Below are 21,768 nucleotides of genomic sequence, written 5' to 3'. Positions count from 1 at the left end.
CTCACCAAACAAAAAGGGGCCGAAGCCCCTGTGATTCAACGCAACGCCTTAAACGGTGTAGTTACGGTTATAGGCGCGCCATGCCGAAATGTCTTTGGTGATGAACGCCGAGAAAGCACCAGCGGTCAGCGGGCCAGTAGACACGGTGTAACGCACACCGAGGTAACGCAGGTATGCAGCGTTAACGCCAGAAGGCAGCTTCACAGCTGACAGCGTTTTGCCGCCTGTCATATCGGCCAGCTGCCACGTTGCGCTTGTCCAGTGAACGGTTGAGCTGGTCAGTCCAGCGGCTGCGGACGACTCCAGCGTTACAACGACAGTGGCCGCGCCTGCTGCTGTTGCCGTGGTATCGCACTGAAGTACCAGATAAAGGTCTTCACCCGTACCGATATCGACGCCGGAGTTGTAGTTAAAGGCCGGGTTCAGGTCGGCCACGTTTGTAGAAATAGCTGTGGCAGTTACTGCCTGGCTATCAGAGAACTCAAGTTGTTTATCAACCCACATTGTCAGGCTCCTTAAACGATTCGGGTTTCGGCGATGCCCAGCGCATCGACACGACGCACAGGCACTTCGCCAAAGCGCACAACAGGCTTACCGCCAACCTCGTCGTAAGACAGGGTACCGGAAGCCACTTTGTTGACGGTCTGGCGACGCAGGAAGCTGCGGACGCGACGGTTAACGTAGAAGGCTGGGTTGACGCCAGTCAGGCTGTGGATCATCTCAGTACCCTGAGTCATCAGGTCGATGATGTCAGCGCCGCTGGCTGCGTTTTTGGTCAGAGCGGAAACGTCGATGTTTGCGATGCGAACCACGTAACGCCAGTCGTGCAGCGCCAGGCCACAGTCCCAACCGTACAGGTCCATCAGCGCGCGGTAACGGTAACCGTTGGCATCAAATGCGTCATCTTCGCCCAGGTCACGATGACTCAGGCCAGCGGTGGAACCTTTAGGGTAAATGCCGTGAACGGTGTTAGCACCCCAGCCAACCAGCCAGATAGAGGTCAGGTTAGAGCCTGTGCCGCCTGCGTCGATGATGTTGACTTTGTTTGCGCCGCCAGCGGCGATAGCACCAAAGCGAGGGCCGAGGCCGGTAAATGCTTCAGGCGTTGAGTTAACGTCGCCATACAGCATGGTCTGCTGGAAGCGCTGGTTCATTGCTTCGATGAAAGAAGTGGCTTGCAGGAGGCGGAATGAGCCTTTGTTACCATTCAGGTTCGCCAGCTTCACGTCGATTTCAGAGCGCGCTTCCAGCATTGCGCACGCTTCGTCGATCTGTGCAGTGGTGGCTTTACTTGGAGGTACGCCGCCATTCAGTTTACGAAACACAACGTCAGGCAGGCCGGTACGCGTTGTGATGCGGTGACCGGTAGGCAGGTTACCCTCAAACCACGGGATGTCTTCCAGCATTTCGTTGTTCTGGTTCAGAAGCTCCGCCACTGCCGCAGTACTGCCATTCGGATCCAGTGTCTTTGCCACGTCGAGCAAAGTGTACTTTCCGGATAGTGTAGCCATTAATAATTCTCCAATTGTTATTGCATGTCAGGCCAAAGGCGCTGAGCGAGGGAAATCTCACCGCCTTGCGGGGAGCTTTTGGTTGCTACTGATTTGTCTTCGTTAATGGCCGCGCCGATCTTGAGGAACATCTTTGCGATAACGGGACTATTTATGAGACCGGACTTATCCAGCATCTCAATGAATTCAGGCGGGGCGAACGTGTTGACGGCCTTTGCCATTACGGCTTTGTTCTCTTCGAACTGCGCGCCCCATTCCTGCTTGATAGACGTCAGGTCTGTTTCAGCCTGCTTCGTCATTGCCGCCTGCTGTGCTTCAGCCTGCTGCGTCTGATGTGCGTTCCACTTCTCAGCCAGCCCTTGAGCTTGCTGTTTATTAAGGCCCAGCTCGTGCATCCAGCCAGATGTCTGCTTGGCAAACTCTCCATCCTGACCTTCAGGCACTGGCAGCTCATACCCCTCTGCGCTCTCAGGGCGACCCAGCTTGGCGTAAACTGCCGCCCAACCTTCCTTGTCACCAGCTTCTGGTAGCGCCGCGAGGAATGGCTCTGGCGCTGCTTCTGTTGGTGGTGCTTGCGTAGCTGGCGGCTGACCGCCGAGCAGTGAGGTGGTTTGTGCTGGCGCTTCAGTTGTGGTTGTGGTTGTCGCTGTGGTCGTGTCGCCACCAGCCGGAGCGGACTCCGCGCCAGCCAGGTCACGCTTGACGTTGAAGAAGTCTGATAACTTAAACATTCTCGTTCAGTGCCTCGTTGAGAATCCGGATTGCCTCAATAATCTGAGCCTCGTCCAGAGTAGTGAAGTTAATAATCCTGTGAGCTATTTCCCGGCGACCCTCAGCCAGCATTGTTGCGTGCGTATCCACTGTCCCGCTGATTTTTGAGATAGCTACGGAGCTTTTCAGGAGTTTGGCGAAATCCATTAGGTCGGCTACAACCATCTGCTGGCTCATGGTTCGTCCGCGGTGCTGCCCGAAGACATCCCGGTAAGCCCTGGACAGGGCTAATTCCCGAGCCTTTTGATATCGCTCGGTGATTAATTCCTTTCTATTCATAATTTTTACTGAGGTGCGGGTAGCGGTGAGTTAAATTTCTGCTGGGCTGAGGCCAGACTGTCTGCTGCCTGCGCAAGTGGCTGGGCTGATTGCAGTACGTTTTGCAGCTGCTGCTGCTGAATCTGCTGCGCCTGCATCTGCTCTTCCTCTTCCTTGTCCATAATGAGCGAGCGAGGCATGCCGTTGATATCGGCAAAGTCGCGCAGGATGTCGCCCATCTTGAACAGGCCCATGATGTCGGGTTTGGATTGCGCTATCGATGCGGCAACCTGCAATGTCTGAGCGATACCAGTGCCTTCGTCAGCACGCTGCATGCGAATAAGCGGTGACTTGTATTCGATGTCGAATTCTGCGCCAGCGTCAATCAGCTGCTGCGGTGGCTGAGGAAACAGCCCCATACGCGCACAGATATCAACTTCACGCTCAATCATTGGCCCGAGCTGCTCTGACATAATTCGTCCCATCGTCGGGGCCAGTAGCTGCCCTTTCTCCTGCGCACGCAGCATTGCCTCGGTGGCGGTCATTTCTGAGTTCTGAACCAGAATCTGAAACAGCGTCACCAGGAACACGTCGTTAATCAGCTGGCGCTTCTGCTCCATCATCTCCATGCCGAGCTGAGGCTGAGCACCGGTGTTAAACGGGATGGCCAGCGGACTACCCTGAGCACTCACTGCGCCAGAGTTAATGCTGCCAGGCACCAGAGAGAACGCATCGAGTGCGCCGTCATCCGCTACCAGAACTGGCGGCCGGTTGGCAAGCTGAGCGCCAATTAACGTTTCCTTGTTCATCTCGTTTAACACTTTGATATCAGGAAGCGCTGTCATGCCCGGCCCGCGACCGTAGGTTTCACCAGGTGATTTGTAGTAGCGGCCAATGCAGTACGGCATCGTGTGGTAGCCACCCTGTCGCACAATCTTCTTGCCGGAGATGCTGATATAGAGCGACGTCCATGGCATGCCGTCAGGGCCAGGCGCTGGCTCGCCGTTGACATAGCGCACGTTATCGTTAGGCCCGACGCGGTGGAGGAAGTCGTAACGCTCCATCGGGGCATTCTCAGCAGCACGCTGAATGTTGTCCGGGAGAGCATCCTTGCCAAACTGCTGCACAGCCTGTCTGGCGGTCAGCGTGAACCTGCGATGGACGAGGTCGACGATGCCCTGATAGTTTTCTTCGAAGTAGATTTCCTGAAGTGGGTAGCAGATATAGCGCGTGCCTTTGCCGGGAAGCTCGTCAACGAAGATGCAGCCATTGCCAAACGCGCCCTGAGATACGTAGTTCTCACTCATCTGGTTGGCGAAGTTGGCCGCAGGTGCGTAGCGAACACGAAACAGGATGCGGGTGCATTCTTCGAAATACTCCTGCACCTCGTTATCTTCAGCAAAGCGCTCGTTCTGTAGCCCGTGCCACGTCTGCGTGCGAGGCGTTACGACCGACTCTACAGCAGCAGCAAAGCGTTCCAGTGCGAGAATAGGCGTTGAGTCGATGGCTTTCTCTGCGCGTTTAGCTCCATCCTGCTTTTTCTTCCTGAAGCCAGAGGCACGCGGTAGGCAGCGCTCGGCCACCTCCTCCCAGTGCTCCTCCCACGTTTTGCGCGATGTCTCCATCGTGTGCTGGTCGCGCATCACCTGGTTAATGAGTTCTTCCTGGCTCTTATCCATCTTACCCACCTAAAAGAGTTTTCTGTCCTGACGAGTTGTCTGATATCGAACTGTCGCCACCGGCACCAGTTAACAGGTTGGCGTTAACGCCTTTGCGCTGGCGTCGGCGCAGGAGGTCGTCAGCCTGATTCAGCGCGTCGTCCGTATTCACCGGGTCAGCCGTTTTGATAGTGGTTGAGCCAGTGCTACCCAGCCCAATAGCCGACGTGACCCCGCCAATTACGGAGCCGATTGCTTTAACTGCTTCACCCATAATTCACCCGAAGAGGTTGTATTCAGTGTTTGCCATGCGCGGCCGGTTTGATGCGCGGCGCTCAGGGCGGTATTTGTCGGTGCCAACAGCAAGGTAGCGGAAGGCGTCAGCGGCGTGAGACGTCCAGTCATGCAACGGTCGCGGCTTGTAGGACTTCGCTTTGTCGTCCCACTCACGCTGATACTGAGCCAGAGCATTCAGGCCTTTCTCGCACTTAGCCTTGTCGAACCAGCAGCGCGGTAGCATCATGCGCACGGCGTTAATGCCGTCATCGACGCGGCTGGCTGGCAGTGCCTCAACCTTCACCCCAAGCTTGCGTAACGTCTCGAATCGTGTCGTGCCGGTGCCAAGCTCGGAAGCCATGACATCGTGCGGCAGGATGTGACGCTCGTAGCTGTAAGGCTTGTCCTTGATGACTTTCGCGTAGTGATCGAGACCAACGCCCGACGCTTCGTAGAAGTCGATGATGCGCATCTCTTTACCGATAAGCTGAGCGAACCAGATGGCCGTTGAATCGCCGATACCCAAATCCCAGGCGGTGTACACAGGGAATGATGGGTCGTATGGCACACTGGTAACTCTGCCGTCTTTGGTGGCGTCAGCCAGCATGCGCGAGTAGTAAGCGCCAGGAATGGCAGCGTCCCATGAACAGAGATACTCCTGCTCATAAAGTGCCTTCCCTTCTTCCTCACCGCGTTCATCAATCATCTCGGCTAGCTCGTTTGCCAGCACTTCAGGCTTGATGTGGCCGGTAGTCTCAGCGGAGAGATGCTCAGCAAACCAGCCATCGCTTTTCTCTGCGCCGAGGAACAACTTGTGAAAGTGGTTGCGGCCACGCGGTGTAGAGATGAATAAAGCCCAACCGCCGTTTTCCGCCAGTATCGGACGAAGGAATGCGTAAGCATTTGGGTTGCTCAGGGCGTATTCCGAGAAGACAACGCCGAGGTAAGCGGAGCCAATCAGCGCTGAATAGTTGTCAGAGCCAACCACCTGCCACGTTGAACCGTTGATGAAAGTAATCTTCATCTCGTCAGTGCGGATAGATGCGCGGATATCTTCAGGGAATGCTTCGTCGATACGGCGGCGGCCAGTGTGTGGGTTTACTGCATCCCATATTGCACGGCGCGCCTGGTTGGCTTGTGGCAGGCAGTGAATATAGTTGCCGACTTTGGTCATGCATTGAATGGCTGACCAGTGAAGGCAAAGGTCATCTTTACCAGCACGACGCGGCCAGCAGACTACGGCACGCTTGATTCCTGATTCGAGAGCGCCCCATAGCGGTATCTGGTAATGACGAGGCGACCAGTTGTTAGGTAGATTTATCTCCATCTGGCGTGAACCTCTTAATGTTGACTGTCAGGCCCATTTCGCCGGATTGCTCTACTTCCTGCTTATCGCGCCATTTGGTGCGCTGCCGGTTCTTGAGCCAGAAGATCATTGCGGTAGTGTCGCCAGGAATATGCTTCTCAGCCTTCACCTCTTTGAAGCCATCAGCAGTGGTTTCTTCTCGCTTCTCTGTGGTTGTGTAACCCATAGCGCGGTTGAAGAGGTTGTTAACCACATCTGCGTCAGCAAACTCCTTGCCCTTTTTTATGGCCTCTGAAAATTCAGGTTGATTCTTCTTCCACTCATAGATGGTTGACACAGCCACCTCGAAGAATTCAGCCAGCTCCTCATCGGTATGACCGAGCAAGCACAGTTTGCGAGCCTGCTCGGCATACGCCTCTTCGTACTTGGTTGGTCTTGCCATTTGGAGTTTCCTGCTGGTTGGATAGATATAACCCTCGGCAATGCCGTTACCGGCAACCGATGATTCAGTGTGAATGTTCTGTCAAAGGCACTCAGTGAATGCCTTTTGCAGAGCTTTATAAATTACTTGTCGTCTGAAGTAGCATCAGGGTAAACGACGCCTTCCAGCGTTTCCTTCAGGCGCTGTACGCGTGCGCTCAACTCGTCAGTATGAATGCCGGGTGTCTTTGCCAGTGATACTGCCGCTTCGTGCAGTGCTTCCTGAATCTTTGCCTGTTGCTCTTTCTTTTCAGCTGCGGTAGCCATGTTTGCTCCTTAAGAGATTGCGGCAGCAGTAACGACGCCACCGGATACGGTAAGAGTTAACGTGCGGGTTGCTGTGCCGATCGCAACGAGAATTCCGGCAGTTACCGGGATAGATAATGCCTGTGTGTTCGTAACGATGGCTGTTGTTGCCGGTAGAGAGACAGAATTCAGCACGCTTTGTGCGATGGCTGCTGTGCCTGTCGCTGATACGGTGCCAGAGCTGTTTTTCACCGGGATGGTTTGCGCATTGGCAATTATCGCCTGGTAGCTGTCGACGTCCGTATCGTTGCCCTGATACATCATCTGGTAGAAATCCTGCGGGCTGCCGTTGGTGATGCGCAGATAACCCATAGGTTTCCAGCCGTCACTCATTGCTGAGGTGAGCTGTTGGTTCATTCCGCCATAATCGTTGGCGTGTAATATCTGACAGGCAGTAATAGCCATTGGTGAGCCTCCGTTTTAAAAAAGGATTCTCCCTGGCAAAGCGTTAACTGGTCGCTTTGGAAACTTTAATGACGGCCGTAGATCCAAGGGTTGCCATTAACCACAGCTTGAATGGCGGCCCTACGTTGAGCACGCTGTCAGTCTGGTGCCATACGGTAGAGGTCTGGCTATCTGCGTAGCCGACATAGCCAGATTCGACAGTGACGTGAGCGTAGTTTGTGCCGTCGGTCAACTGCACCGGCGTGGAGGTCAGCGTGATTTTGTCCGACATTTTTATTTATGCCTTATATTCGATGTGGGTCATGTAGCGAGTTCCCCAGTCAAGTGCAGAAACAGGAACAGTCACTGTGCTGGCGCTGCCAAAACTTAGCGTTTGCGTATCGCCGTTGCTGTAGTAAATAACCACTGAGCTGGCGCTACCGTACTTACTGATAACCACCGTAGAGGCTGCCCTGGTGAGCTGCTGGCCGGTTGGTGAAATCATAGGGGATGAAACAATGCTGCCTGATTCAAGCTGCGCTCCAGCAGATAGCAGGCCATCCGACGTAACCTTGCGATACACAGAGGCTGTGAAGCTTCCCGCCGGCACACCAGAGCAGCGCGCCAGAAGGTAATCAGAGGAGCTTGCCCGCGCAACGTACCAGCGGAGCAGTGCTGATGCTGAGTTAGTGAATTGTCTTTTAATCAGCGTCCATGCTGCAGGCGATCCACCATCGGTGGCTGCTGCGATAAACGCGCTCGTTCCTTCCGAATACACGGCGGTGAGAGAGCTTGCCGTGCTGGACACCGCCGAGGCGATCCCCATATCCGATTGCATCACTGTCGGAACTGAGCTTCCGTAGTTCCAGTCGTACGCCGTTGAGCCAGTCGGCCCCACGTTTCCATACTCGACGCCAGGCACATAGTTTGTTGCTGCTGATTCCGGATCGTGACGACCGACCGGCACGCCGCTTTTGTATTCGAGCGGCCACACGTTAGCTGTGGACTGCTTTAACGAGCCATCGCTGGAGATGTAAGAGTGTGAAGGGCCGGTATACGTCACCCTGCTATCGAGCGTTTGCGCGAGCAGGTTGATGATGTTTGCTGTGCCGCGCAGATTACCAAGCGACAATGCACCAGGAACCCACAGGCCTCTTGCCGTTGCGCCACCGATTACAGGGCTGTGATGAAGGTTAATCATATTCCCCCTGCAATCGCCTCATTCAGTTGCTGAAGGCTTATAGTCCCATCAGACTCATCCTGCAAGCGCTGAAGGATTCCCCAGTTTTCTTTTGATTTTATTGTGAAAGCCTGGCGCGCAGCTTCTTCTGACTCATATACACCAGGAAGCCACCCGCCCTCATCAGCGATCATCCAGCCCTTTTCTTTCGGCGCTAGGTTGTACAATTTTTCTACCATCAAAGCCTCGCTACCAATTTTTTACTGTGCGGTGATAATGGCATTATCAGAGCCACTCGTGAATGGCTCTTGTAATGCTAATCGCCGTTAAGCTGCTGCTTCAGCGCTTGCGGTCGTGCCGTCCGTTGCGCTTTGGTCTGCGGCTGCGTCACCGGTGCTGGTTGGCTCAGTGCTGTCAGCGATGATACCGAGGCTTTTGTACTGTGCCGTTAAAGCATCGGCCAGCCCTTCAGTTTTCTTTTCGGCCAGCTTGCTGACGATCAGCGCCTGCACTTCGGAATCCTGAAGAACGGTCTTCAGTTCATCTGCGGTTACTTCTACGGTCATGGTGTTCCCTTACTGAGTTTTAGAAATGCGGGTTTTTGCCAGTGAGACAACAGCGTCCCATTCCGCCTCAACGTCATGGCCCAGCTTAACCAGCAGACCTTTCAACTCTGCCAGCAGGCTTTCGTTAGTCGAAACGGTAGTGGTCGTGGTGGTCGTTGCCGCTGGCGTAGTCACTTCAACCGGAGCTGCTACCGTGGTAGTGGTTGCGGTGCTGGTATCTGCGGTGGTTGTGGTTGCGGTAGTGTCGGTCACAGGATTTTCCTTTTTAGTCGTGAGCCATAACCAGGCTCGCTTAAAAATGTTCATTTGTTTTCTCCGCAGACGCGGGTATAGGTTTCATTGTGAATGGTGATTTCACGAACGGTGCGGATGTCCATCACGTCTGCATCTTTGCCGTATGTGTAGATGGGGCCAAACAGCGTGCAGCTAGAATCGGCGATCGTCGAGGGATTACTCTGGCCGGTTGAAACTGGACTGGCGCAGCTTGTCCCGAGCAGCGTCATCGCTGAGAGCAGAATTATTCGTCTGAACATCTTTCACCACCTTCACGTTTTCTTTCTGCTTTTCAGCGACTGCGGACACCTGAGCCGATTCAACCTTTGCCGCCGTCACATCAGCCTTAGCCTGTGTCTGCACGTTGCCGACTTTCTTACCACCGAAGTAACTGGCCGCCAGCGCAGCAACGACAGCCAGTCCGGCGAGGATGTAATTCCAGCCGCCTGACAGCAGGGAGAGAATTTCATTCATGGCTGACCGTCCATCTGCTGTTTTTTCTCCAGCAGCCGGTGCTGGCGAATGAACTGAGAGATAACCGCCATCGCCACCATGAACGCGCCAATCAGTCCGAGGTAGTTCTGCGGCAGGAAGGATTTAATATCAGGCGGCAGCATGTTCCAGGCGTTCATTGCGGCGTCCGGGAATGACTGTACCCAGGCACTGATGGCCGAGCCAACAGAAGCCAGCCACACAGACCAGGCTTTAAACAGCAGCCGGGCATGGGCGACAAACTCCAGAGAGCTGTATTTGCGGATCAGCAGCACCGCGATGATTGCCACCAGCACAATCAGGAGCCATACGATAAACGTCATATCAGCCCCTTGTAGATGTCGTAAGTGCCGGTGCGCATCACTTCGGAATGTCGCTGGGCGCGCTGTGGTGTCTGCTTTGCCCAGAGGCTTTGCAGCATGGCGCTGGATGCTCCGGTAAAATTGCCGTTGGATATCATCACCAACGTGTTTTTGAAGCTCGCCAGGCCAGCAATGCCCATTTGATAGGCCATCGAGTAGATGATGTCTGCGCGCGCCGGATTACACTGCTTCAGCGCGGCGTAAATCAGTGGATTCGTGTTGCACTGCGAGATAACCGAATCGACAAACGCCTGCAACCAGACATCGCCCACCTTTCTCGGCACCGAAAAGGTATAGCTATTGATGCTGTTTCCCTTGGGGCCAATCTTGATACCGCAGCCAACCGTTGGGTAGCCTTCCGTGTCGATGTAGGGCTTTTCTCGATAACCTTCTTCGTACGTGAGGATTGGGATAATCTGACTCATTTGCGCGCGTCCTGTTTTACGGCCTGCTTTAGCTCCTGCTGCGTCGGAAGCTGGTCTACCTGCTTTTTGATTTCATTCACGACCTTGTCACGAGCATCCGCTTTAGCCAGATACTCGCCGCGGAAATAGAAATAACCCGATACCGCGCCGCACGCGTAAATGCCAAAAGTTGTGGCCAAAATAACAACCAGCATCTGCCAGGTGATTACAGGCTCGCCATTCTTATCTTTAATCATCGCGAGACCCTCAATTCGTTACGCATCTCAGCAATCTGAGTTACGAGGTTCATATTTGATGTGGTCAGCTCTCTCACCTGGGCCTTCAGGCTTTCGTTCTGCTCTTCCAGATGCTTCTGTGAGCTTTCGATAATCTGCAGGCGGGCCTGAGTGTCAGCGATGGTCTTCCAGTACTGCCGGATAGTTTCATCCTTGGCGGCATTGTCTGCACGTAGCTCGCTGTTGGTTTTCTCAAGGCGCTCAATGTATTTTTCCTGCTTGTCGAGCATGTCGATCTGCTGATTATCGTTAGCGTTCCGCGCTTTGTTGCTGATCCAGTACCGGCTGAATGCCAGCCAGCCATTGATACCCACCGACAGTGCACCGCCCAGGCCAAGGAGTATCTCTTTTGAAAAGTATTCTGCTGCCATAAGCCGTCTCCGGCGATCCCGGTAAGACCGGCTCTTTTGCTGTGGAATAAAGTGCGCCATCCCGACAAATTCACAGGAGTGGGTTTTTTAATGATTCGGGAGGCGCAAAAACGAGAAAGGCCGCTCTGTGGCGACCTTGGATTGTTCATTTTTCAACTACCAGATGACATCTGATAGTTCGATTTGGTGTGTGGTGGCCGGTGCTGATTTCCGACATTCCCGTCGGCCGGGACTCTTTGTGCACAAGGGCGTATCAGCCTACGCATTCACCACAACGGCCAAGAGCAATCGGCGTCTCTAAAGCGCTCGAAAGCACCCACCGATAACTCTTGCCGTTGTGCGCCCATTATTAATCACACCGGGCCAGTGCGCCGAATTTGGTGGCGGGGGAACGGAAGACCCCGTGCTCGCTGGTTTCTTAGGCCGCTTGCAACATCAAATCATCGTTTGCATTTACTTTTTGTGGTCAGTTTCTTAAAACCCGCAAAGCCGCGAACCATGACGAAAACCCAATAAAAAAGCCCCAACCGGTGAAGGTCAGGGCTTTCGTTTATTCATTCGCTCAGTACGCTTTACTTCCCGAGCATATATTCAATTTGCCAGGTTTATTGCCCAATGTCTTTAACATTTCGTGCTATTAAGCAGCAATTGCAGATATTTCCCGATCCATTTCGCGCTTTACTGCGTAATAAAGCTCTCCTTCTAAGATATCAGCGGCCCATTCCATGCGGTTCCTTGCTTCCTTTTGAGTAATGCCGGTGAAGTAAATTAGCGAAGCAGCGATGTTTTGCGCGCTCTTGCACTTGCAGTATCGTAATCTGGCTACAGAGCGGATCGGGTTATCCCGTCCGAATGTTTTCACAATGACCGATTCCATAAAGGCGGCATCATCTGATTCTTTGGCGAGAGCGATGATGTTGCCTGTGGCAGATTGTGGAATCAGGATATCGCGCGCTTTACGCAATAGCTCATCCCCTCTGTAGCCTTCGCAGTGTAGCTCTGTTACGACCTTCTCAATTTGCTTAGCCTTCTGCTCGCTCCATTCGCAGCGCATCATCAGTCGGCCAATAACGTTAACCTGCCCGCGCTCGTATTCATCGCCGGACATGTGATCGCCCCATACTGCCAACAGGTGTCGTACCCATGCCTGCTGTGATTTGTTAATCGTCTTCCACCCGGTGCCGAACAAGCGTCGCATATCAGATGCGCTGCGTACGCCAGCCAGGCGAACAATTTGCTGATAATCGCGCTCTATTCTCATCGCTTCTTCCTCAGTCTGGTGTTAACGGGATAGCTGCCGGGTTTGCCTGGCTGCTGAATTACCTGGACGATTGGCCGGAACAGATCTAGTAATCGGATTAGGTGGTTCATGCTGAGCCTCCACTGAGCCTTTTTAACGTCCGATATTTGCTGCTAAAGCGATGACCTTTGTTTATGGCCCTGAGCGATCGCATCCGCCTTTTGTGTTTCCTGTAATGCAATGGCAACCAGACGAACAGGAAGGCCGCCCAGATAAGCAGGTTTAAAATCATGTCCCATGTCATGCTGCCTCTCTTTGTTTAATCAGCGCCCGCAATTTAGCCCTGTAAAACGCACGTAGCGTGTCCAGTTTTTCGCGGGTGTATCGATGAGAGTTGTTGTCAGATTCGAGCGCTAAGACGCGCTGAAGGCCGATTTTTTCGATAAGTTTGATGCGGTATGGCCCAATGTTGCCGGAGTGATGCGTATTGCACGCTGAACACTGGCTGTGGACATTGTCCTCGTTGAACCGTAACTGTGATGCCGCCGCCGTTGTCCTGAAGTGTCCGGCATGATAAGCAATCGCCGTTGTGCTGCCGCAGCTGATACAGATTTCCCCGTCCCGTGCCCGGATGTAGTCGTTAAAAGCGCGCTGAGTCATATTTATCCAATGGGATAAAGGCTTTACGTCTTTTTTCCTCTCATTCCAAGCCTTTCGCGCTGATGTAGATTCGAGCTTTTTCTTGCGCTCGGATAACTGGTTAGCGAGTTGGATTGCACAATTGGGAGAGCAGACGGTTTGCAGGCTATTGCGGGGGATGAACTTCTCAGGACAGCATTTGCACTTCTTCGGCTTCGGCGGTTTCGGCTTAATGCCTCTACCCATGCGTTAGCTCCTTCTGTCGCTCACCTTCGTGGCTGAAGTCTTCGCCGTCAATGGGCATTAGTTGCGAAGGTCTAAATATCACTAAATACTCTTCGAGGTCACACAGCCAGCCAACGCCATTCGCTTTAAAAATGTGTCGTTTTCCCTGATAAATGAATGGTCCAGGGCTTAATAGTTCAATCAGTGTTACGCATCTCCCTATAAGCTCTTGCTTTGAACTGCGAATAACCAGCGCCAGCCCACCAGCTTTTAACTCACTCATCATCGTCTCCCGTCATATCCGCGTGCGGATCGGTCATTTCGTAAAATGCACAGCAATCAGCACAGCACCAGGTTTCGTCTTCGCTGAGGGCCATTCCGCAATCTAGGCATACTCTTTCAGTTGGTTCGCTCATCTCGTCCTCCTCATCCGATCCCATTTGGCGCGCAAAAGGGTATAGCAATAATCGAAAGTGATTATTTCGCTGGCGGCCGGGATGGGTTTTCGTTTGCTGCGGGTTCGTGCGGTAGGCTGGTATATCAGGTTATCGAGGGCTTTCTGCGTGGGGCTAACTCGTCGCTGCATTGGCGCGCCTCCGCATGTGCTCACCGGTAGAACCTCGGCTTATCATCAAAACGCCATTCACAATGACATGCCCAATGGCCCCTACATCCCTGCAATACTTTCTGATTGTGCAACGGTTAGTGCCCAGAACCCTGGCTGCTTCAGTCTGATTGCCGCGCGTTTTAACAAGCAGCTCCGGAATTGTCGTTATCTTCCCTTCGAAGCTGACCGTGTTTGCCTCTTTCAGTCGCTCGTTTGTGTCCTTCATTATCTCTGAAAAGGCCTCGGTAACCTGGTTCAGCAGCGATTCGATACGATACTGCTCTTGCATAATATTCATGCCCGAACCTCACGAATTAGTCGGTCAAACGCGGATAGCTTTTCGCTGACACCGAAAGTTTCCTGACTTTCTGGAACGTAGTTTTTGAGGTACAACACCCCGCGCGGGATATCCGGATTTTCTTTTCGCTTAATGGCACCGGAGCGAACCAGGTTAGTTAGCGCTGCTCTTACACCGGCAGGGGAGTATTCAAGCTGCTGTGCTATTTCGCCGGAGGTCATCCAGTGCTCTGTTGATATTGCGTCTGATACTGCTTTGATGGTTTTGGTCATTACGCCACCTGTTTTTGTCTGAGTTGGTTGTATTCGCTATCGGCCGGCACGGTAAGTCTGCACCCGACATTGAGCGCCCACGCCTCCACCTGCGTGAGGTAGTGGTGCATATCGCCTGTGTCGAGGTCTGCCGTATGCCGCAGCGTGTGCGTCTGGGTTCGTTCGCCGGTTTTCACGTTGACCATGTCCCGCACTTCGTATCCCAAAAAGGTGTGCTTCATCGCATCCTTAACCCATTCTGGAGACGCAAAGGGCTTGCCGCGCCTGATGAGATAAGCGCTTAGCTCTGCGTACCACATGTGCTGTAGAGAGTTCTGAGGGATGCTGCGTTGGTCACGCCATTCTGTGATTTTGATGCGCCAGCGTTTGCCGGAAGAGACGAGGTCGAAAAGGTGTTTGGTGAATTGGCCCAGGGTGGATTTGTGAAGACAGAAGTCCTGCACGGTTCACCTCCCCTTTAGCTGCTCCCGATAGTGCTGGAGATCGATTTCCATCTGTTCAGCCACCAGCCTGCGGGTTTGTTTGTTGTGGCCGCCGGTTCGCTCAAACATTTCCAGCAGCGTAAGCCCGGCCTTAACTTCTGCCAGGTAGTCTTTCTGCTTAATTGGGATGATTTCAGCTGTCATTTTCTCTCCGGTGCCGCCCACTGCATTGCGGCGATAATTTCTACCTGTATAGCTGCCAGCAACCTTCCTTCTGGCCAACCCTCTATTTCGGCGATTTTCTTCAGCTGCATAATGTGCTTTGCAATATGAAGGGCGTGGCTGTCGAATGCATAGTTAGCCATCATTGCTCTCCTGTCTGGCGCGGGCCTGCCATGCTTCACGAAGCATATCTTTCAGATATGGACCGGATTTATCCGGATGAAATTCGCGCTTAAACCACTTCTCAAAAGCCTGCCTTTCTTGCTCTTCACTGCACATGCACAACCCCCGTCCAGATTCCCAAAATGATCAGGATGAAAATTACCAAAACCAACAGGGCTATGGCCTTACATACGCGCTCTGATTGCATTTAGTTTTTCTCCTGCTGATTGCTGGCCCGCTCCTGCTGCTCCAGAATGGGGAGTGCAATTTCGAGAGATTCCAAATAGAGTCCTTCTTCTGTGGTTAAACCCATACTTGGCGACAACTGCTTAACGTTTAGGTAGCTAATTTCACGTCGTGCGACTTCTGCTGTTAGCTTTTTCAAAACTCACCCCCTTTCTTTGGCTTACCCTTCTGATCAGCCAGGTAGTCCTGTAAAATATCCAGCGCTAAACCAACGTTTTCTTCTGCGATATCGCGAAGAGTTAGGCTATTTTCATCAGCAACCCGGATGCCCCTTATGACATCGCACAGGTTAAGAAGGTGATTTCTGGCCTCTTCAACAGCGTCTGGCTCTTGGTGTAACGAAATGACGTCGCCCATCAGAACCCCCTCAAAGCGAACTCTGCGCGTAATGCCGCTGAAGCAGCTATACGCATAGCTTTTTGTCTGCTGTACTCCTGCTCTTCATCTTTTATCGGAGAAAGAGCGGCCAGCGTTGCGGTTATGGCCAGTAAAGCTCCATGAGCATCTTCCAAAGCGAGCTGGTCTGGTGTTTTTGAATGTGTCGTCATACATCTGCCCCTCTTGAGTAACGGCGACCTTGTGATTGCTCCTGCTGCTGTCCACGCCTACAAGCATTCTCGGCTTCCTGCTGATTTGTGGGCTTGAAATGCCCATGGCGGAACTCCTGGAATACAGTTCCCAGCTGCCCAAAGCGGTTCTTGGTCACGATGATTTCGGCGTATTTTGCTGCCGGAGACTCTTCGTCATAGACGGCCTCGCGGTAAAGCATGATGATGCTGTCGGCATCCTGCTCAATGCTGCCGGAGTCGCGTAGGTCTGCGTTGGTCGGGCGGCGCTGGCCTTTTGGTCTTTTCTCAACATCACGCGATAATTGACTGAGGGACATAACCGGCGTCTTCAGATCCTTTGCCATACGCTTCAGGCCTCCAGAGATATGGGCGATTGCCAGGTCATTACGATCGGCCTTGGGTTTATCTATCAGGCCCAGATAGTCGACCAAAATCAGAGAAAGCGCCGGGTAGGTACGCTTGTGGCGTTCAGCGATGGCGCGGATTTGCTCAACGTTCATCTTGCTGGCATCGACAATCCACACATCCAGATTCATGAGCCGACCCAGGCCGTTCGTCACTTTTGCCCAGCCTTCATCGTCCATCTTCGCCGGATTGCGTAGCGCTGAAACAGGAAGGTTCCCGGCCCCGGCAATCTGCCGCTCGACGATCTGGTTGGCGTCCATCTCCATGCTAAAAATCAGTACGCCGCGATTCTGGCTTGTGTTCGGCAACTTCTGGCTGGCCACCCCCTCGGCAACGGTCAATGCGAACTCTGTTTTGCCCATACCAGGACGGGCAGCAACGATTACCAGGTCAACGTTGTTTATTCCGCCAGTGATGCTGTCCAGCTCCGGGATTCCGGTCTTCAGCGTGTCTGAATCTTCCCCCCGCCTAACTCGCTTATCCAGCAATTCGCTATACCCTTCCAGGACGTCACGGATATGCATTGGACGAACCTGATCGCCTGGCCGGTCGATATCACTTAGCGATGCGATGAATTCACTGATGTGGTTCATTGCGATTTCATGGTTGCCAGAAGTGCTGATTGCGTCCTGCCCCCTGGCCAGCAACTCGCTGAAGCGTCGCACCGTAGCGTACTCACTGACGACACGGGCATATCCCTTCAGGTTTGCGGCACTCGGACAGCTACGCATGGTTTCCATGACATGAGCGAAATTTCCATTGCCCATGGCTTCAGCAACCATAAGGCCGTCAATCAGACCGCGCTGCTTTGCCTGGCGCTTAATTTCCCGGAAGGTTTCCCGGTACAGACCAATGGTGAACGCTTCTTCGTCCAAGGTGGCGATCACATCGCTGGCATCTGGCGTGTATCCGCCAATCAGCAGGCCGCCTATCACACTGGCTTCAATATCGGTATTAATCATGCTGGATCCTTATGGTCTGCAAACTTGCCTTCCCGAACGCCGGTTAGCGTTGAATCTCTCAGCAGGAAATCAAGGTCTGCTGACCAGCCAGTGTTGTTATCGCCGAAGTAAAACGGCTTTGCCTGGCACACGAAAGCCCGAACGTATGACCGGAACCCGGCGACGTTTGGCGTTTTCAGTTGGGGGATTAACTTTTTGAGTCGACGACGACGCTGGTCATTGGCTGATATGGCGTGGGGAAGTTTCTCACCAACCTCGTCGTTATAGGCCATGAGGTAAGATTCAAAATCGATGCGCTCTGCCTTCCGCTTTTCAGGCTTAGCCTGCTCGCCTTCCCGATCCCCCTCTGGGGGTATGGGGGTATTTTCTTTTGTCTTTTGTATATTGTCTTTTGTGGTTAGCAACTTCTGCGAAGGTCTGTTAGCAGCTTCTGCTAAGGTTTTCTTAGCAGGTTTAGCTAATGTTTTGCAGAATCCGTTATTCTTCGTTTCCCACTCAGAAATGTTGGTATTCATCCCAACTTTACGCCCTTCCTGAAGAAGGACTTTCTTCCTGACCAGATTGTTTTTAGCAGTAGAGCAATGGGTCAGATGCTTGCCGATCATGTCCTGCAACTGCTCGTTGCTAATCCAGTCCATTTTCTTACTGTATCCGTATGTTTTGCGCCATACGGCCATCAGGATGCAGAGTTCAGTTTCCGGCAGACCGGAGCTCATGGTTGCATCAAGGAGTTCGTTGGCCAGGCGCAAGAAACCATCTTCAAGCTGCGCCACTTTCTGCTCTCTTGCCTCCTGAAGAGGCTTTATCGGATGAACGGTTGCCAGATTGCTCATTTCCCCTCCTCCTTGCGCCGGTGCTCTTCCAGCATCTCTTTCAGCTTTTCTGCCAGAATCGGACTGCACGAGCGTAAGTACCGAGATCGGGTAATGATTTTGTGTGTTCCTGTTTGGTTCACATGCTTTCTCATGTATAATCACCATTAGAAATTGATCGTGATTTGTGAATCAGCCTCGGTTGCCGCCGGGGCTTTTTTATTTGTCAGCACAGCAGCAAACCGCCGCGCCAGTTCGACTATCTCCGTGTCGTCTACCCCGTACTCCAGGATCGCCAGCATCATGCTTGCCTTGCTGATAAAGTCCTCTTTCATCCTGCTTACCTGCGACTCATGGACGCCCATGAACTTTGCAAATTTGGCCTGACCAAATACGGCCAGCTTTCCGAGTAATTGCGTCTCTATCCGCATGGCTTTCTTGCGGTATCTTGCGTTTTCCATTGCTTATAATTTTCTTCGTTGAGTTAGTTACGTGTCGGCACCGTGGGGTGCCACATTTGGTTTTGCACCTGTATCGGCGCGGCCTGGTTGTATAAAGAGCGGTACTGCTTAAGCGGCGTTAAGTTCAGGTGGGAAAACGTCATCCAGTTGAACTTTCGCGCCAAAACTATTGAGCGCTTCAACGAGCATCCGGCAGGTTCTCAGATCCGGCTGGCGCCGACCTGATTCCCAGTGGCCGATTGCTCCCTGAGTACACCCAACTTTCTCCGCCAGGGCGGTCTGGGAAACCTTCATGGATTCCCGAAATTTCCGTAGATTGCTCATACGGGCTTCTCCTGAGTTGAGCTGTAAACGAATAATACATTTCGTACTGAAAAGATGCAAGGGAATAATACGCAATGTGCGTTGTTACTATTAATACAACCCGTAATAATCCGGGCATGAAAAGACAGTGGAACGAGCTGGCTAAGGCCAGGATGAAAGAAATTGGGATGACGCAGGAGCGACTTGCTGAATCTCTTCAAAAAACCCAAGGTGCTATCGGTCACTGGCTTAACGGCCGCAGGGAGCCAAGCATTGAAGACATTGCAGCTATCATGAAAGTTATTGGCTTGAAAGAGCTTGTGCTAAATTCAGATGGATCTGTAAATTATCCGGATGATGTTGTCGGAAACGTTGGCAACCCCACGCCGCATATTGAAGCAAGGAGGTATCCCCTGATTAGCTGGGTTAGCGCTGGGCATTGGTCTGAGGCTATTGAGCCTTATCAAATGCAAGATATTGAAAAATGGCCCGAGACGACCGCTAGCGCGGGGAAAAACTCCTTTTGGCTTACGGTTAAAGGCGATTCCATGACATCTCCTACAGGGCTGAGCATTCCTGAAGGGATGATGATTTTGGTAGATCCGAGCATTGAGGCTACTAATGGCCGGCTCGTTGTCGCCAAGCTTGATTCCGAAAACGAGGCAACATTTAAAAGACTGATAATTGATGCCGGTAACAAGTACCTTAAACCTCTAAACCCCGGCTACCGGATGATCCCCATTAATGGTAACTGCCGCATTGTCGGTGTTGTCATTGAAGCAAAATGGGAAGGACTTTAACGCGATGGGCCAGCATGGATTGAGGCTATTGATCTGGCTCTCTATGACTACAGCGATCTGTGTTCTGACTTGGATAGCTTTCAGGGGAAGCATTAAGCGTGCAAACCAGCAGCTGGCCAATGCAAAAAAAGAACTACATTCAGCTGAGTTTTCAGGCGACCGCGCAAGCACCGAGGATGCAAAACATCGGGTAGCTGTTTGGCTGAAGGAAAGCCGATCAATCTATAAACAAAGGAATGTTTGCATCTTAGCCATGCCTGGTATCGTTGCCATTATCCTATTGATATACCTCTAACCAACCCCAAAATTGAAAGCCCGCTCATTGCGGGTTTTTTTTACGCCACAAGAAAATAAATAGCCTTGGAAATCACACACATCGTATTTTTCTGTAATTTGGCAGTACAAATTGTATTGACGCATCTTAGTACATTATGTATTGTTTATCTCAACAGCAGGACGCTGAACAACACGAAACGGATAGCACGCTCTTTAACAATCAGACTGGCGCCGATACAGGCGCACCAAACCAGAGATGGTTTTGGGAAGGGTGAATGTGCAGGCTGATGCGCGACCGATGTATAAACAGCGCCCATGGCAAGCCGTAACCAACCGGCGCCTCAAGACAGAGTCACTGGTAGTGTGGGCGCTCTAACCAGTAAGCCGGAGATTAGCACCGGCCATCCTTCACCAAAATCATCATAGGAGTTGGACATGAATTCACGCGAACGCCGCGCCCAGGCTTACCGGGCAAAATGTGCAGCTGATAACAAGTTCGGCCGCAAGGTTGAAGCAGCGCTTACTGGTTGCTCTGACCGCGTACTGAAAGCAGTGAGCTGTACCGAGTACAAAATGAAGATGCGCAGCAAGCCAGTGCCGGAAGCTGTGACTCGTGAGAATCCTGAGTACCGCAAGGTGAACAACCCTTACGGCCAGGTCACAAATGCCCGCCAAAAGATGCGCGGCAAGAGCATTCCACTGATTTGAGGTGATGAAAATGACAAACTTTGTCAAGCCGCGCGGAGATAAACGCCGCATGCGCCGAATCTGGCGTCAATTTGCCGTAGCGAACATCGTTGATTTTGGGGATGTAGTTGAGGCGAGAGCCTGTAGAAAAACTGCTCGCAAAGTCACAAGAAATCAGAAAAATTCAATCGGAGAGGCTGCCTAACGGCGGCCTTTTTTATTGCCCAAATATCGGGGGAGCAATGACCAGTTATATCCGAAAGCACTTTCACGAATTAGCGGTCAGGGCTCACCGAATGGGCCTCAAATATCGCCGCGCCGGTGATTACGACATGGCATTCCGGTGCTTCACAGAGCGCCGTATTCAGATAGAGCGGAGTAAGCAATGATTCGGGTTAATGGAGAGATGCGCCGTGTCGTAAGGCTGGCGTGTGGGTACTTATACAGATTGAAGCCGGAAGATGCTGGCGTAAAGGGCCGCAACGGTGAAACGGTAAACAACGACCAGCTCAGAGCGGCGGTCAGGAAACATTATCTGGAGGGGAAATGAGTAAAGAAACAGGAGGCCCAGCTTACCCGCTACCGTTGGGTAGCGAGACGGTAGAAGGTCAAGAAGGTATGGCGCTGCGCGATTACTTTGCAGCGAAAGCTATCAACGGCATTCTGTCAGACCCAGACGCTGGGTTACTTGAAGATGACCTTAATCGCTACGCCGGCATTGCTTACCGGGTGGCTGACGCCATGCTGAAAGCCCGCGAAACTCAGTAAGGAGAGAAGATGGAAGATAAATTAGAACGACTTGAAGCGGCTATTTTGCTGCAGTTCATAACTGATGCTGGATTAGAGTATATCTATGAATATGCAGATGATTATGAAGTTGATGTTGATGCATTAATCGACAAACTCAAGAGAATATCAGCCTGAGTAACAACCCAAGCCGTTATCCAGATAGCGGCTGACGATGTTACCCGTTAACCAGAGAGGAATTTATGAACAAAGAAGACATTGAACAGGCAAGAATTTGCTGTGCTGATTATCAGGAAAGAGTAAACGCAGGGGAGAGCCTGACCGCTGATGAGCTTTATGATTGGACTGCCCAGCAAAAAATTATTGATGGAGAGTGATATCGCAGAGCTGATTTAAGAGTCAGCTCGACGATGTTACCCAACCACCGCTAAACCATTTGCCCGCCACCGTGCGGGCTTTTTTATTCCCATATCAAAGCGGCTTCAAAGAGGCTGCTCCGATATGAACACCAACCATTTT

41 protein-coding genes are annotated in these 21,768 nt (G+C 52.4%); 5 read left to right on the top strand and 36 right to left on the bottom strand.

What is annotated here, in order from left to right:
- Nucleotides 1-48: 48 nt before the first annotated feature.
- The 36 genes from KUE00_RS04675 to KUE00_RS04500 form a co-directional block, all read right to left on the bottom strand.
- The gene (locus KUE00_RS04675; protein ID WP_246758395.1) at nt 49-504 is read right to left on the bottom strand and encodes a Bbp16 family capsid cement protein; all 456 of its coding nucleotides are present in this window, start codon (nt 502-504) and stop codon (nt 49-51) included.
- Nucleotides 505-515: 11 nt separating this feature from the next.
- On the bottom strand, nt 516-1,511 hold the full coding sequence (locus tag KUE00_RS04670) for a major capsid protein (RefSeq protein ID WP_246758394.1): 996 nt from the start codon (nt 1,509-1,511) through the stop codon (nt 516-518).
- Nucleotides 1,512-1,528: 17 nt separating this feature from the next.
- Nucleotides 1,529-2,242, bottom strand: coding sequence for a hypothetical protein (locus KUE00_RS04665; RefSeq protein ID WP_246758391.1), 714 nt, complete (start codon nt 2,240-2,242; stop codon nt 1,529-1,531).
- Nucleotides 2,235-2,561, bottom strand: a complete 327-nt coding sequence (locus KUE00_RS04660) for a Bbp19 family protein (RefSeq protein ID WP_246758389.1) — start codon at nt 2,559-2,561, stop codon at nt 2,235-2,237. Before KUE00_RS04660 ends, KUE00_RS04665 begins: the two co-directional genes overlap by 8 nt.
- 5 nt (nt 2,562-2,566) lie before the next feature.
- Nucleotides 2,567-4,219, bottom strand: a complete 1,653-nt coding sequence (locus KUE00_RS04655; RefSeq protein WP_246758388.1) for a portal protein — start codon at nt 4,217-4,219, stop codon at nt 2,567-2,569.
- A 1-nt stretch (nt 4,220) separates the two neighbouring features.
- Nucleotides 4,221-4,472 carry a hypothetical protein gene (locus KUE00_RS04650; RefSeq protein WP_246758387.1) on the bottom strand — a complete coding sequence of 84 codons (252 nt, stop codon included), beginning with the start codon at nt 4,470-4,472 and terminating at the stop codon, nt 4,221-4,223.
- A 3-nt stretch (nt 4,473-4,475) separates the two neighbouring features.
- Nucleotides 4,476-5,648, bottom strand: coding sequence for a terminase large subunit (locus KUE00_RS04645; RefSeq protein WP_246758386.1), 1,173 nt, complete (start codon nt 5,646-5,648; stop codon nt 4,476-4,478).
- Nucleotides 5,649-5,781: 133 nt separating this feature from the next.
- Nucleotides 5,782-6,222, bottom strand: a complete 441-nt coding sequence (locus KUE00_RS04640; protein WP_246758385.1) for a terminase — start codon at nt 6,220-6,222, stop codon at nt 5,782-5,784.
- A 122-nt stretch (nt 6,223-6,344) separates the two neighbouring features.
- On the bottom strand, nt 6,345-6,527 hold the full coding sequence (locus KUE00_RS04635; protein WP_246758384.1) for a hypothetical protein: 183 nt from the start codon (nt 6,525-6,527) through the stop codon (nt 6,345-6,347).
- 9 nt (nt 6,528-6,536) lie between these two features.
- Nucleotides 6,537-6,971 carry a hypothetical protein gene (locus KUE00_RS04630; protein WP_246758383.1) on the bottom strand — a complete coding sequence of 145 codons (435 nt, stop codon included), beginning with the start codon at nt 6,969-6,971 and terminating at the stop codon, nt 6,537-6,539.
- 43 nt (nt 6,972-7,014) lie between these two features.
- Nucleotides 7,015-7,242 (bottom strand): hypothetical protein, encoded by a 228-nt coding sequence (locus KUE00_RS04625; protein ID WP_246758381.1) that lies wholly within the window; start codon nt 7,240-7,242, stop codon nt 7,015-7,017.
- 6 nt (nt 7,243-7,248) lie between these two features.
- Nucleotides 7,249-8,151, bottom strand: a complete 903-nt coding sequence (locus tag KUE00_RS04620; RefSeq protein ID WP_246758380.1) for a hypothetical protein — start codon at nt 8,149-8,151, stop codon at nt 7,249-7,251.
- Nucleotides 8,148-8,369, bottom strand: coding sequence for a hypothetical protein (locus tag KUE00_RS04615; RefSeq protein WP_246758379.1), 222 nt, complete (start codon nt 8,367-8,369; stop codon nt 8,148-8,150). Before KUE00_RS04615 ends, KUE00_RS04620 begins: the two co-directional genes overlap by 4 nt.
- A gap of 87 nt (nt 8,370-8,456) precedes the next feature.
- Nucleotides 8,457-8,696, bottom strand: a complete 240-nt coding sequence (locus tag KUE00_RS04610; protein WP_246758378.1) for a hypothetical protein — start codon at nt 8,694-8,696, stop codon at nt 8,457-8,459.
- Between the two features lie 9 nt (nt 8,697-8,705).
- Nucleotides 8,706-8,948 carry a hypothetical protein gene (locus KUE00_RS04605; RefSeq protein ID WP_246758377.1) on the bottom strand — a complete coding sequence of 81 codons (243 nt, stop codon included), beginning with the start codon at nt 8,946-8,948 and terminating at the stop codon, nt 8,706-8,708.
- A 198-nt stretch (nt 8,949-9,146) separates the two neighbouring features.
- Complete coding sequence (locus tag KUE00_RS04600) at nt 9,147-9,443, bottom strand: hypothetical protein (RefSeq protein ID WP_246758376.1); 297 nt, start codon at nt 9,441-9,443, stop codon at nt 9,147-9,149.
- A complete protein-coding gene (locus tag KUE00_RS04595; RefSeq protein ID WP_246758375.1) occupies nt 9,440-9,784 on the bottom strand; it encodes a DUF7940 domain-containing protein in 345 nt (114 codons plus the stop codon). The genes KUE00_RS04600 and KUE00_RS04595 overlap by 4 nt, the downstream gene beginning before the upstream one ends.
- Nucleotides 9,781-10,248: a glycoside hydrolase family protein gene (locus tag KUE00_RS04590; protein ID WP_246758374.1), complete on the bottom strand. Its 468-nt coding sequence runs from the start codon at nt 10,246-10,248 to the stop codon at nt 9,781-9,783. The genes KUE00_RS04595 and KUE00_RS04590 overlap by 4 nt, the downstream gene beginning before the upstream one ends.
- Nucleotides 10,245-10,484, bottom strand: coding sequence for a hypothetical protein (locus KUE00_RS04585; protein ID WP_246758372.1), 240 nt, complete (start codon nt 10,482-10,484; stop codon nt 10,245-10,247). Before KUE00_RS04585 ends, KUE00_RS04590 begins: the two co-directional genes overlap by 4 nt.
- Nucleotides 10,481-10,894: a hypothetical protein gene (locus KUE00_RS04580; protein WP_246758371.1), complete on the bottom strand. Its 414-nt coding sequence runs from the start codon at nt 10,892-10,894 to the stop codon at nt 10,481-10,483. The genes KUE00_RS04585 and KUE00_RS04580 overlap by 4 nt, the downstream gene beginning before the upstream one ends.
- A 637-nt stretch (nt 10,895-11,531) precedes the next feature.
- Nucleotides 11,532-12,155 (bottom strand): hypothetical protein, encoded by a 624-nt coding sequence (locus KUE00_RS04575; RefSeq protein ID WP_246758370.1) that lies wholly within the window; start codon nt 12,153-12,155, stop codon nt 11,532-11,534.
- A gap of 279 nt (nt 12,156-12,434) precedes the next feature.
- Entirely contained in the window at nt 12,435-13,019 is a 585-nt protein-coding gene (locus KUE00_RS04570) for a recombination protein NinG (protein WP_246758369.1), read from the bottom strand.
- Entirely contained in the window at nt 13,012-13,281 is a 270-nt protein-coding gene (locus KUE00_RS04565) for a hypothetical protein (protein WP_246758368.1), read from the bottom strand. The genes KUE00_RS04570 and KUE00_RS04565 overlap by 8 nt, the downstream gene beginning before the upstream one ends.
- Before the next feature lie 129 nt (nt 13,282-13,410).
- Complete coding sequence (locus tag KUE00_RS04560; RefSeq protein WP_246758367.1) at nt 13,411-13,584, bottom strand: NinE family protein; 174 nt, start codon at nt 13,582-13,584, stop codon at nt 13,411-13,413.
- Nucleotides 13,568-13,831 carry a phage NinH family protein gene (locus KUE00_RS04555; RefSeq protein ID WP_246758670.1) on the bottom strand — a complete coding sequence of 88 codons (264 nt, stop codon included), beginning with the start codon at nt 13,829-13,831 and terminating at the stop codon, nt 13,568-13,570. The genes KUE00_RS04560 and KUE00_RS04555 overlap by 17 nt, the downstream gene beginning before the upstream one ends.
- 68 nt (nt 13,832-13,899) lie before the next feature.
- Nucleotides 13,900-14,175, bottom strand: a complete 276-nt coding sequence (locus KUE00_RS04550) for a hypothetical protein (protein ID WP_246758366.1) — start codon at nt 14,173-14,175, stop codon at nt 13,900-13,902.
- Complete coding sequence (locus tag KUE00_RS04545; RefSeq protein ID WP_246758365.1) at nt 14,175-14,618, bottom strand: YbcN family protein; 444 nt, start codon at nt 14,616-14,618, stop codon at nt 14,175-14,177. The genes KUE00_RS04550 and KUE00_RS04545 overlap by 1 nt, the downstream gene beginning before the upstream one ends.
- A gap of 3 nt (nt 14,619-14,621) precedes the next feature.
- Nucleotides 14,622-14,801, bottom strand: a complete 180-nt coding sequence (locus KUE00_RS04540; protein WP_246758363.1) for a hypothetical protein — start codon at nt 14,799-14,801, stop codon at nt 14,622-14,624.
- The gene (locus KUE00_RS04535) at nt 14,798-14,965 is read right to left on the bottom strand and encodes a hypothetical protein (protein WP_246758362.1); all 168 of its coding nucleotides are present in this window, start codon (nt 14,963-14,965) and stop codon (nt 14,798-14,800) included. Before KUE00_RS04535 ends, KUE00_RS04540 begins: the two co-directional genes overlap by 4 nt.
- Before the next feature lie 224 nt (nt 14,966-15,189).
- Nucleotides 15,190-15,366, bottom strand: coding sequence for a hypothetical protein (locus KUE00_RS04530; RefSeq protein WP_246758361.1), 177 nt, complete (start codon nt 15,364-15,366; stop codon nt 15,190-15,192).
- Nucleotides 15,363-15,584 carry a hypothetical protein gene (locus KUE00_RS04525; RefSeq protein ID WP_246758360.1) on the bottom strand — a complete coding sequence of 74 codons (222 nt, stop codon included), beginning with the start codon at nt 15,582-15,584 and terminating at the stop codon, nt 15,363-15,365. The genes KUE00_RS04530 and KUE00_RS04525 overlap by 4 nt, the downstream gene beginning before the upstream one ends.
- Complete coding sequence (locus KUE00_RS04520; protein WP_246758359.1) at nt 15,584-15,775, bottom strand: hypothetical protein; 192 nt, start codon at nt 15,773-15,775, stop codon at nt 15,584-15,586. Before KUE00_RS04520 ends, KUE00_RS04525 begins: the two co-directional genes overlap by 1 nt.
- Nucleotides 15,772-17,160: a replicative DNA helicase gene (locus KUE00_RS04515; RefSeq protein WP_246758669.1), complete on the bottom strand. Its 1,389-nt coding sequence runs from the start codon at nt 17,158-17,160 to the stop codon at nt 15,772-15,774. Before KUE00_RS04515 ends, KUE00_RS04520 begins: the two co-directional genes overlap by 4 nt.
- Nucleotides 17,160-17,996 (bottom strand): replication protein, encoded by an 837-nt coding sequence (locus tag KUE00_RS04510; RefSeq protein WP_246758358.1) that lies wholly within the window; start codon nt 17,994-17,996, stop codon nt 17,160-17,162. Before KUE00_RS04510 ends, KUE00_RS04515 begins: the two co-directional genes overlap by 1 nt.
- Before the next feature lie 146 nt (nt 17,997-18,142).
- Nucleotides 18,143-18,436 (bottom strand): CII family transcriptional regulator, encoded by a 294-nt coding sequence (locus tag KUE00_RS04505; RefSeq protein ID WP_246758357.1) that lies wholly within the window; start codon nt 18,434-18,436, stop codon nt 18,143-18,145.
- A 108-nt stretch (nt 18,437-18,544) separates the two neighbouring features.
- Nucleotides 18,545-18,760 carry a helix-turn-helix transcriptional regulator gene (locus KUE00_RS04500; RefSeq protein WP_246758356.1) on the bottom strand — a complete coding sequence of 72 codons (216 nt, stop codon included), beginning with the start codon at nt 18,758-18,760 and terminating at the stop codon, nt 18,545-18,547.
- A gap of 116 nt (nt 18,761-18,876) precedes the next feature.
- Here KUE00_RS04500 and KUE00_RS04495 point away from each other — a divergent pair, with 116 nt between their 5' ends.
- From KUE00_RS04495 to KUE00_RS21815, 5 genes are all read left to right on the top strand, one after another.
- Nucleotides 18,877-19,539: a LexA family protein gene (locus KUE00_RS04495; RefSeq protein WP_246758667.1), complete on the top strand. Its 663-nt coding sequence runs from the start codon at nt 18,877-18,879 to the stop codon at nt 19,537-19,539.
- Nucleotides 19,540-20,250: 711 nt separating this feature from the next.
- Nucleotides 20,251-20,523 carry a hypothetical protein gene (locus KUE00_RS04490; RefSeq protein ID WP_246758354.1) on the top strand — a complete coding sequence of 91 codons (273 nt, stop codon included), beginning with the start codon at nt 20,251-20,253 and terminating at the stop codon, nt 20,521-20,523.
- A gap of 525 nt (nt 20,524-21,048) precedes the next feature.
- Nucleotides 21,049-21,270, top strand: a complete 222-nt coding sequence (locus KUE00_RS04485; protein ID WP_246758353.1) for a hypothetical protein — start codon at nt 21,049-21,051, stop codon at nt 21,268-21,270.
- 9 nt (nt 21,271-21,279) lie between these two features.
- Nucleotides 21,280-21,426, top strand: coding sequence for a hypothetical protein (locus KUE00_RS04480; protein WP_246758352.1), 147 nt, complete (start codon nt 21,280-21,282; stop codon nt 21,424-21,426).
- 65 nt (nt 21,427-21,491) lie between these two features.
- Complete coding sequence (locus KUE00_RS21815) at nt 21,492-21,626, top strand: hypothetical protein (RefSeq protein ID WP_281434485.1); 135 nt, start codon at nt 21,492-21,494, stop codon at nt 21,624-21,626.
- The last annotated feature ends 142 nt before the right edge of the window (nt 21,627-21,768 follow it).

The sequence above is a fragment of the Erwinia phyllosphaerae genome, assembly GCF_019132875.1.
In the GTDB taxonomy this organism is placed as follows: domain Bacteria; phylum Pseudomonadota; class Gammaproteobacteria; order Enterobacterales; family Enterobacteriaceae; genus Erwinia; species Erwinia phyllosphaerae.
This window is presented reverse-complemented; position numbering and strand designations above follow the sequence as displayed.